1 protein-coding gene is annotated in these 489 nt (G+C 60.1%); it reads right to left on the bottom strand.

Features of this window, described 5'->3' with window-relative positions; translation table 11 throughout:
• Positions 1 to 489, bottom strand: a 489-nt coding sequence (locus tag ACOQFT_RS00140) for a histidinol dehydrogenase (RefSeq protein ID WP_421596048.1), incomplete at both ends; no start/stop codon positions are given.

The raw sequence follows: 489 nt of genomic DNA, 5'->3' as shown, positions 1-489 counted from the left end.
GGCACGTTGAGCCCACCATAGCGACGCACGCGGATGTTGCATTGTTCGGCATGGCCGACAAAGCCTTCCAGCATGCACAGGCGCGAGCCGTATTCGCCGATCAGCGTCGCGGCCTCGTCGGTGACGACCTTCTGATAGCTGTGGGTTTTCATGAACTTGCCAACCCAGAGCCCGCCTGTATAGCGGCCGGCCTTTTTGGTCGGCAGCGTGTGGTTGGTGCCGATCACCTTGTCGCCATTGGCCACGTTGGTGCGCGGACCCAGGAACAGCGCGCCGTAGCAGGTCATGTTTTCCAGGAACCAGTCGTCGCGGTCGGTCATGACCTGAACGTGCTCGGAGGCGATGTCATCGGCCACTTTCAGCATCTCGTCATAGGTATCGCAGACGATGATCTCGCCATATTCCTCCCAGCTGACCTTGGCGGTGCCGGCAGTGGGCAGGATGCCGAGGATACGGTCGATCTCGCTTAATGTGTCTTCGGCCAGTTTG

Source organism: Ruegeria sp. MALMAid1280 (genome assembly GCF_049195285.1).
Classification (GTDB): domain Bacteria; phylum Pseudomonadota; class Alphaproteobacteria; order Rhodobacterales; family Rhodobacteraceae; genus Ruegeria.
The sequence above is the reverse complement of the archived record's forward strand: the minus strand, read 5'-3'. Positions and strand labels throughout refer to the sequence as shown.